The 8,179-nt window shown below is 65.9% G+C and carries 7 protein-coding genes; 4 read left to right on the top strand and 3 right to left on the bottom strand.

Features of this window, described 5'->3' with window-relative positions:
* Window positions 1-604: 604 nt before the first annotated feature.
* From ACMO6A_RS06945 to ACMO6A_RS06935, 3 genes are all read right to left on the bottom strand, one after another.
* Window positions 605-994: a MerR family transcriptional regulator gene (locus tag ACMO6A_RS06945; protein WP_009304680.1), complete on the bottom strand. Its 390-nt coding sequence runs from the start codon at window positions 992-994 to the stop codon at window positions 605-607.
* Between the two features lie 159 nt (window positions 995-1,153).
* Window positions 1,154-1,696 carry a flavodoxin family protein gene (locus ACMO6A_RS06940; RefSeq protein WP_009304679.1) on the bottom strand — a complete coding sequence of 181 codons (543 nt, stop codon included), beginning with the start codon at window positions 1,694-1,696 and terminating at the stop codon, window positions 1,154-1,156.
* Window positions 1,697-1,851: 155 nt separating this feature from the next.
* Window positions 1,852-2,754 (bottom strand): LysR family transcriptional regulator, encoded by a 903-nt coding sequence (locus ACMO6A_RS06935; protein ID WP_035576897.1) that lies wholly within the window; start codon window positions 2,752-2,754, stop codon window positions 1,852-1,854.
* A gap of 143 nt (window positions 2,755-2,897) precedes the next feature.
* On the opposite strand from ACMO6A_RS06935, the gene ACMO6A_RS06930 reads away from it, so the two are divergent.
* The 4 genes from ACMO6A_RS06930 to ACMO6A_RS06915 all read left to right on the top strand — a co-directional run bounded on the left by ACMO6A_RS06930 (window position 2,898) and on the right by ACMO6A_RS06915 (window position 8,029).
* Complete coding sequence (locus tag ACMO6A_RS06930) at window positions 2,898-5,762, top strand: molybdopterin-containing oxidoreductase family protein (RefSeq protein ID WP_009608341.1); 2,865 nt, start codon at window positions 2,898-2,900, stop codon at window positions 5,760-5,762.
* Between the two features lie 3 nt (window positions 5,763-5,765).
* Entirely contained in the window at window positions 5,766-6,341 is a 576-nt protein-coding gene (locus ACMO6A_RS06925) for a 4Fe-4S dicluster domain-containing protein (RefSeq protein WP_009304676.1), read from the top strand.
* Window positions 6,338-7,195 carry a TorD/DmsD family molecular chaperone gene (locus ACMO6A_RS06920; protein ID WP_009608360.1) on the top strand — a complete coding sequence of 286 codons (858 nt, stop codon included), beginning with the start codon at window positions 6,338-6,340 and terminating at the stop codon, window positions 7,193-7,195. Before ACMO6A_RS06925 ends, ACMO6A_RS06920 begins: the two co-directional genes overlap by 4 nt.
* A 72-nt stretch (window positions 7,196-7,267) precedes the next feature.
* Window positions 7,268-8,029 carry a DmsC/YnfH family molybdoenzyme membrane anchor subunit gene (locus ACMO6A_RS06915; protein WP_227101223.1) on the top strand — a complete coding sequence of 254 codons (762 nt, stop codon included), beginning with the start codon at window positions 7,268-7,270 and terminating at the stop codon, window positions 8,027-8,029.
* Window positions 8,030-8,179: the final 150 nt, after the last annotated feature.

Here is an 8,179-nt window from a genome sequence, read left to right as displayed (position 1 = left end):
GCAAAGGTAGTGCGAACAGTGCTTGTTTTCCTCCTCTACCGTACCGCCGAGATAGGCGAATAGCCAATGCTTATAATGAAAGCATCTTCATGCCTGAAAAGCATGGGGAAGCTGAGGCCGCTGCGGAACCTTTGGCATGCGGGTGCTTTCTGGCCTTGACGCAAGAGAGCCCGACTTGAAAAAGGTTCGTCAAGCGTTAGTCGATCGCGGGCCGCTTTTCTTGCTGCTTGTCCTCCCATATCGTTATATAAGTAATAAAGTCATGGACAAAAACATGCGCGAATCTGCACTTTTAATGAGTCGTGTAAATCCGGATGCACTCTCTACCAGGCGTTTTTGTAACCAAGACCTTTTGAAGCCCGCAAAACTCTGTAAAAAACTACCGAATACTAGCCCTTTTTGTCCATGATGATTTTAATCATATATAAATGCCATGACGGTCCGGGGGTGTGCGAGGTGTGCGAGAGGCGTCAAGGGGACGGGATATAGCATGTGGGGAGGGGCCGCATGCGTCGTATCCACTGCCTTCCCTGACGCGTTGAAAGGAGCGCCGGGAAGGGGCGCTCCTTTCGCGTTGGGAAGAGGGTGCGAGGAAAAGAGCGGGCTATTCCTTGCGCAGCCATTCGTCGCCGCCGTCCGAGCATTCGCCGCCCGGCCGGTAGCTGGCGATCTTGGCGTCGAGACGCTTCGCGGTGGCCTGCATCTCCTCGAGCTTCGCGACCAGTTTCGCGCGCTGCTCTTCCAGAATCTCAAGGCGGGCGGCGGCGGTGTGCTCGCCTTCCTGGAACAGCGCCACGTACTCCACGAGCGCCTCGATCTGTACGCCCGATTCGCGCATGCAGCGGATGAACTCCACCCAGCCGCAGTCGTATTCGGTGAAGTCGCGGATGCCGTTGGGCAGCCGGGTGACGTGGGGGACGAGCCCGATGCGCTCGTAGTAGCGAATGGTGTCGACCGAGATTCCGTAGCGTTTCGCGACTTCGGCGATTTGCATAGCACGCCTCCTAGCAGGTCGTGGGGAAGTCCGTTCATCCTGCTGTCAACATACCGCGCTGCTCAACCGATAGCAATGCTTATATTGAAAGGTTCACCATGCTTGGGAGGCATGAAGAACCTCAAGCAGCCCTTGAGTTGGCCGGCGGCCGTGCGCCGTCTAAACCCCGCATCCCATGAGGCGTGCGCGGTTGACTTCGTGCAGGCGCTTCTCGATGGCGCCCGGCGCATCGACTCCCGTGGCGGTCACCACGCCCACGAGGCGTGCCTGCTCGAAGCAGTCGACCCAGCCTTGCAGTCCCTTCGTCGCCCCGTCGAACGCATGGGCGTCCTCGTCGGCCGCCGTGGCCAACAGGTACACGTCGCGAAACGCAGGATCGGCGGCATAGGCCGGGTTGCTGCGGTCGAGCAGGGTCTTCATCTGACCGGCCATCTCGAAGAAGTAGATGGGCGTGGCGAACGCGATGGCGTCGGCCGCGACGATGCGCTCCACGATGGCGGCCGCATCGTCTTTCAGCGGGCATGCGGCGCCGGCTTGGCAAGCCAAACACCCGCGGCAAAACTCGATGCGCTTGCCGCGTAGGCTGACCGTTTCCACGTCGTGGCCCGCCTCGCGCGCCCCTTCGGCGAACGCGAGCGCGAGGGCGTGCGAGTTGCTGGTCGGGCGCAGGCTGGCCGATACCACCAGGACGCTCTTTCCCATGGGGTTTCCTCTCGTCGTATGCGATGCGTCGATCGTCTTGTCGCGTTCCAGTGTGCCCCTTGGAGCAGGCTCCAAGTCAAATGGAGGTTTCATGGCGACGCGAGGAGGGGGTGGGAGCGAAGAAGGCGGGAAACGCCGATACGGTTGCGTACGGTCTACGAGATGCCTGCGTCGTCTTCCGCATGCCTCGCGCATACGCGTTCCATGGCGTCGAGGAAGGCCCGCGTCTGCTTGTTGGGCATGGAGGACCGCCAGACGAGGCCCTGGTGAGCCTCGAAGCGCGGGGCGAAGGGAACGAAGCGAAGGTCGCTGCTCTCGCTCGCGTCGAACAGGCCCTCGTAGGTGAGCATGCAGCCCATGCCCTGGCGCACGAGGTAGCGGCCGTTCAGAGGCAGGTTGAACGTGGCGACCACGTCCATCCGATCCAGCGCGTCGCCCGCCCAGTCGCGCAGCGTTCCCGCAAGCGCCTGGCGCGAGGCGATGATGCCTTGTCCCGCCAGGTCGGCAGGCGAGATGCCCTCGAGCCGCCCCACGGCGCTGTCGCGCAGCGCAAGCGCGCCCCATACGTCGGTCACCGGCAGGTGCATGGCGTTCATCTTGGCGTGCTCGCGCATCTCGCATTCCAACATCACGTCGTAGAACCCGCGCACCAGCCCGTCTTTCAGCTCCGCGGTGGTGCCGCTGTGGATGGCGAAATCGACGGCGGGGTAGGTGCGCCGCACCTCGTCCATGGCCTGCGCGATGAGCGTCATCGCCTGGGATTCGCCCGCTCCGATGTGGACGGTGCCGCCGATCGATCGCTCGGAGGGCAGCATGTCCTCCTCGGCCTTGCGCGCCAGCTCCACGATGGACTCCGCGTAGCGGCACAGGATGGATCCTTGATCGGTCAGCTCGATGCCCTTGGGGCCGCGCGTGTACAGCTCGCGCCCGAACTCCTTCTCGAGCGACGACAGCTGGCGCGAGAGCGTCGGCTGGGTGATGTGCAGGGCTTTCGCCGCGTTCGAGATGTTGCCCTCGCGCGCGACGGCCAGGAAGTACTCCAAGGTCCTCAGTTCCACGACGCCCTCCTGTCGCTCGTTCAACAAAGCTATACAAAACCGGTATGAAGAACAATCCATTATAGGCATTTTTCATAGCGCCTCGCCGGTTTTAGTATCGGCAGCAGAGAGAAACCGTGCAACTCAAGGAGAAAGGGGAGCATATGTCCCTGCTCGACAAAAGCCTGAAGCGACGTGATTTCCTGAAGGGGACGGCGGCGGCCGCAGCGGCGACGGCGGCGTTCGGGCTGTCCGGCTGCTCGACGGGCACCGCGCAGGATGCCGGATCGGACGTCGCGCACGTCGTGGCGTCCGATACCAGTATCCTAGCTGATGCGGGCGAGTGGATGCCCATTCACTGCCACCAGAACTGCAACCAGATGTGCCTGAACATGGGCTACGTGGTGGACGGCGTGGTCGTCCGCCAGAAGACCGACGACGCCCGCGAGGACAGCTTCGACTGCCCGCAGCAGCGCGGCTGCCTGCGCGGGCGGTCCCTGCGCCAGCAGGTGTACAACGCCGACCGCATCAAGTACCCCATGAAGCGCAAGAGCTGGCAGCCGGGCGGCGGCGAAAACGCCCACGGCGAGCTGCGCGGCAAGGACGAGTGGGAGCGCATCGGCTGGGACGAGGCGCTCGATTTGGTGGTAGGCGAACTCAAGCGCGTCTACGCCGAGTACGGCCAGGACGCCGTCATCTGCAACGGCTGGCGCTGGGCGCCCGGCTCGGCCATGTTCCCCGTCATCGGCGGCGCGGTGTACAACACCGAGACCGAGTCGTTCGGCTGCTGGGCCTTCCAGACCGAGGCGCTGGGCCTGTACTCCTGGGGCGATCACCCCGATATCATGATGGGCCCCGACAAGTACGACCTGCCGAACGCCGACACCATCGTGCTGTACGGCTGCAACCCCGCCTGGGCGCAGCACTCCAGCATGTACTGGCTGAACAACGCCAAGGAATCCGGCACCGGGTTCGTGTACGTGGGCCCCAGCTACAACGTGACCGCCGCGCAGCTGGGCGCGCGCTGGATCCGCGTGCGGCCGGGCACCGATACGGCGTTTTTGCTGGCCGTGATCTACGAGATGATCCGCCTGGACGAGGAGCGCGGCGACGTCATCGACTGGGACTTCGTGAACGAGCGCACGGTGGGCTTCACGCCCGAGACCATGCCGGAGGACGCGGCGACTGACGAGAACTACCGCGACTACATCCTGGGCGCCTACGACGGCACGCCGAAAACCCCGGAATGGGCGAGCGAGATCTGCGGCACGCCGGTGGAGGACATCACGTGGTACGCCGAACTGGCCGCCAAGGACAACAAGGTGATCTTCTTCCATAGCTACGCGGCCTCCCGCTACCTGGGCGCCGAGAATCTGCCGCAGGCGTTCATGACCGTGTCGGCGCTGGGCGGCCATTACGGCAAGTCGGGTCACGGCTCGGCCGCCATCTACACGTGGGACGCCGGCGATTCGGGCTACCGCCTCATCCAGCATGCGGGCGGCGAGTACGCCTACATCGACAACCTGGTGGGCTCGCCGGGAGCGACCGGCCCCAACCGCTGTATCGAAGGCAACTCGTGGTGGAGCTCGTTGGCAGAGGGGAAGTACCTGTCCTCGTCCGAGGGCCCTTACGACCTAGGATCGGGCGACGACCCCGCCAAGCTGCGCGCGAACACGCCCACCTATCACGCGGCGCGCGAGATGCCGGTCAACCCGCGCCTCATGTTCGCTACCAACTCGAACTTTATGCAGACGCGCGGCAACCTGCCCACCGCCATCAAGGTGATGCGCGCCGCCGACACCTGCATCTCGCTGGAGATCAAGTACTCGCTGACCGCCTCCTTCGCCGACATCATCCTGCCGGTGGCCACCCACTGGGAAGGCAACGACGACGAGGAGTGGGGCGAGCTCTGCTGGCCGAGCCCCTTCGGCGACGGCAACGGGCAGAAGCAGCGCAAGGACGCGCTTGTTGCCTGGCGCCCGCTGGTGAAGCCGATGTACGAGGCGCGCGAGGAGAAACGCATTTGCCGCGACATCATCGAGCGCATGGGCTTCGACGCGGACGACGCCTACCCCAAGAGCAACTACGACCAGTGGCTGGGCTACTTCCTGGGGATGCGCGAGCTTTCCGAAGACCTCTCCCGCTGGGAGCCGGTGATCACCTGGACGGCCGATGACAACCGGAAGCACCACGCGAACTATCCGGAGCAGCACGGCAAGATATCGTTCGACCAGTTCATGGCTGACGGCTCGTACGTGGCGCGCCGCTCTCCCGACGACAGGCGCAACTACGTCGGCTACCGCGACGACAAGCTGGGCATCGGCGAGAACGGCGAGGTGGTCGTGGCAGACACCGCGTGGCCGCGCCCGTCGCGTTCGGGCAAGCTGGAGATATACTGCCAGTTCAAAGCCGACAACGTGAACCGCACGGGGCTCAACTCCGAGCCCATCAAGCCTTACGCGAACTACTTCGTGCCCAACCGCGGCTACCAGGACACGTTCGCCGACTGGGACGCCAAGGTGAAGGGCGCCTACCCGCTGCAAGCGTACACGCCGCACTACATGCGCCGCGCGCACACCTGCTACGACAACATGACGTGGACGCAGGAGGCGTTCAGGAACCCGGTGTTCATGAACGCGCAGGACGCCGAGGAGCGCGGCATAAAGGCGGGCGACACAGTGGTGTGCTACAACGACTTCGGCCGCATGCTGCGCATCGCCCAGCCGCTGCAGGGGATGATGCCGGGCACCGTCGGCATCCCGCACGGCGTGCGCTCGCTGTTCGACGAGAGCGACCCCGACAGCATCGTCGACCGCGGCGGGTCGGAGCAGATGCTGTCCGACGGGCAGCAGTCGAACTACTTCCCCCAGGTGGACGGGTACAACAGCCTGCTCATCGAGATCGAGAAGTACGACGGCGAGGCGCTGGTGGAAGACTGCGACCGCGGCCCGTTCCTGGCTGCCGGCATCGACGCCGAAGGAACGCCCGCCTACGTCGCCGAAGGCATGTACGAAGGCAAGGAGGCTTAAACCATGAGCTTGGGATTCTACGTTGACGTGCAGCGCTGCATCGGCTGCCGAACCTGCCAGGTGGCGTGCAAGGACCGCCACAACCTGCAAGCGGCGGGCCCTCGCACCCGGCGCGTGGGAAGCTTCGAATGCGGGACGTACCCGGAGGTGGGCATGTTCCATCTGACGGTGTCGTGCAACCACTGCGACGATCCGGCCTGCGTTGCGGGGTGTCCCACCGGCGCCATGTTCAAGTCCGACGACGGCACGGTTCAGCATATCGACGACCGCTGCGTCGTATGCCGCAACTGCATGATCACGTGCCCCTACGGCGCGCCGCAGTTCGACGAGGACGAGAACATGATCGTGAAATGCGACGCCTGCAAGGCGCTGCGCGAGGACGGCCGCAACCCGGTGTGTGCAGACGCGTGCCCCATGCGCGCCATCGAGTTCGGCGACGTGGACGAGCTGCGAGCGAAGCACGGCGACGCCGTGAGCGAGCTGCCGGTGCTGCCGTCGGCGGCGACCACGCGGCCGAACCTGCTGCTGCACGCGTCGCCCGAGGCGCAGCGCAGCGACTTCAACGAGGTCGTGCTGTGAGCGCGCCGACCGACCCGACGGGCGAGTCCGTCGCGCTCGAGGCCCTGCTGCTCGCCCGCGCGCGCTTGTACGCGCTGTTCCACAAGCTGTTCGGCGCGGCTCCGGACGCGGCGGTGCTCGAGGCCCTGCTGGGCGGGGCGACGGCCGACGCGGTGGACGAGTACGCGGAGGACGACGAGACCATGCGCGGCTTCGGGCGCTTCCTGTCCGATTTGGCCGCTGCGGAGGGGCGCGCCACCCTGCTGGAGGCGGCGCGCGACGAGCACGTGCGCGTGCTGGTAGGCCCCGGTGCGCTGCCGGCGCTACCGTGGGAGGCGCCGCACCGCTCGGGCGAGCCGACCGTGTTCCAGGAGGGCACCCTGGCCGTGCGCGCCGCGTATCGGGCGCGCGGCGTGCAGCCTCGGAAGTTGCAGCGCGTGCCCGACGACCACGTGGCGCTCGAATGCGCGTTCATGGCGCGCGAGGCGCGGTTCTCGCTCGCGCAGCTGATCGCGGGCGACGTGCGCGAGCTGGCGGCCGGGCTGCGCGCGCAGCAGTCCTTCGTCGTCGAGCATATGACAGCGTGGCTGGGAGAGTACGCGAAGGGCCTGCGCCGCTCTGCGACGGCGGTGCTCTACCCGCAAGCGGCCGAGGCGCTGGCCGCGTTCGTCGCCCTTGATGCGACGTTCTTGGCCGAGTCGGCGCTGTGGACCGAGGAGGTTTCGGCGTCGGGCGAAAAGTTCGAAGCGCTGGGAGCGGTCGCCGGATCGCCCGAGGCGCAGGCGTTCGCCGCCGTCGAGGAGGCTCTGGCGGCGCTCGAGCAGACGCGTCCCTTCGGCATCGAGGACTACGAGCTGGCGGCATGCGAGGGCTGAAGCCCTGGCAGGAAGAGTCGGCGCGGCGGGTCGTTCGCCGCGCCTGGATCCAAGTGAGGACGGATGATGACGATGATCTCTGAGTTTCCCTTGTTCTTGTTCACGACGCTGGGCGGGCTGGCGGCCGGTGCGTACGTGGCGGCGGCGATATTTCCGGATGTTGATCGCAAGCCGAAGCGGCCGTGGCTGTTCCCGCTCGTATGCCTCGCGCTCTTGGGCGTCGGGCTGCTGGGCGTGCTCGGGCACCTCGGGCGCCCCGAGCGCTTCCTGCTGGCGATGAGCAACCCTTCGTCGATGATCGCCGAGGAGGCGTACTGGTCCATCGCATTCGGGGCGCTGATGCTGGTCGATTTCGTTTTGCTGCTGCGCCGAGGCGCCAGCCCGCGCGCTGTGCGCGTCGTGGCCGCCGTGGCAGCGGGCGCCCTCATGTGTATCATGGGATGGGTGTACTTCACGAGCTACGGCAACCCCGCCTGGGCTGCGTGGCAGACGCTGCCGCTGTTCGTGCTGGGCGATCTTGCCATGGGCTCCGCGCTGTGGGCTCTGATGCGCGAGGGCGCGTACCGCTCGGACGCGTTCGCCGCGGCCTTCGCCGCGCTCGGCGCGCTGGTCGTGGCGTCGATCGCGCTGACAGCCGCGCACTTCGCGGGGCTCGGCCACGACGCGCTGCCGTTCGCGGCCGCCGTCGTGCTGGCGGCGGCGGGCGCGGCCTTCGGCCTGCTGGCTTGGAAGGGCAGGCTGCCCGGCGCGGTTGCCCCCGTGCTCGCCTTCGTCTGCGCCTTCGCCGGCGTTGCTGTAGCCCGCTACGCGTTCTATGCCGCGAGCGTTTTGTAGGGAGGCGACGGCCTGAAAGGGGATGGTTCCCTTTCAGGCCGCTTTACGAAGCGTTTTCGATCGGCAGGATCGGCACGACATCAGAGAAACGTTGACGAAGGGAGCTGCGATGGAGGAGGCGCGTATGGATAGGCGCACGTTCGTCATGGG

This window comes from Eggerthella sp., assembly GCF_048329335.1.
In the GTDB taxonomy this organism is placed as follows: Bacteria; Actinomycetota; Coriobacteriia; order Coriobacteriales; family Eggerthellaceae; genus Eggerthella; species Eggerthella lenta.
This window is presented reverse-complemented; position numbering and strand designations above follow the sequence as displayed.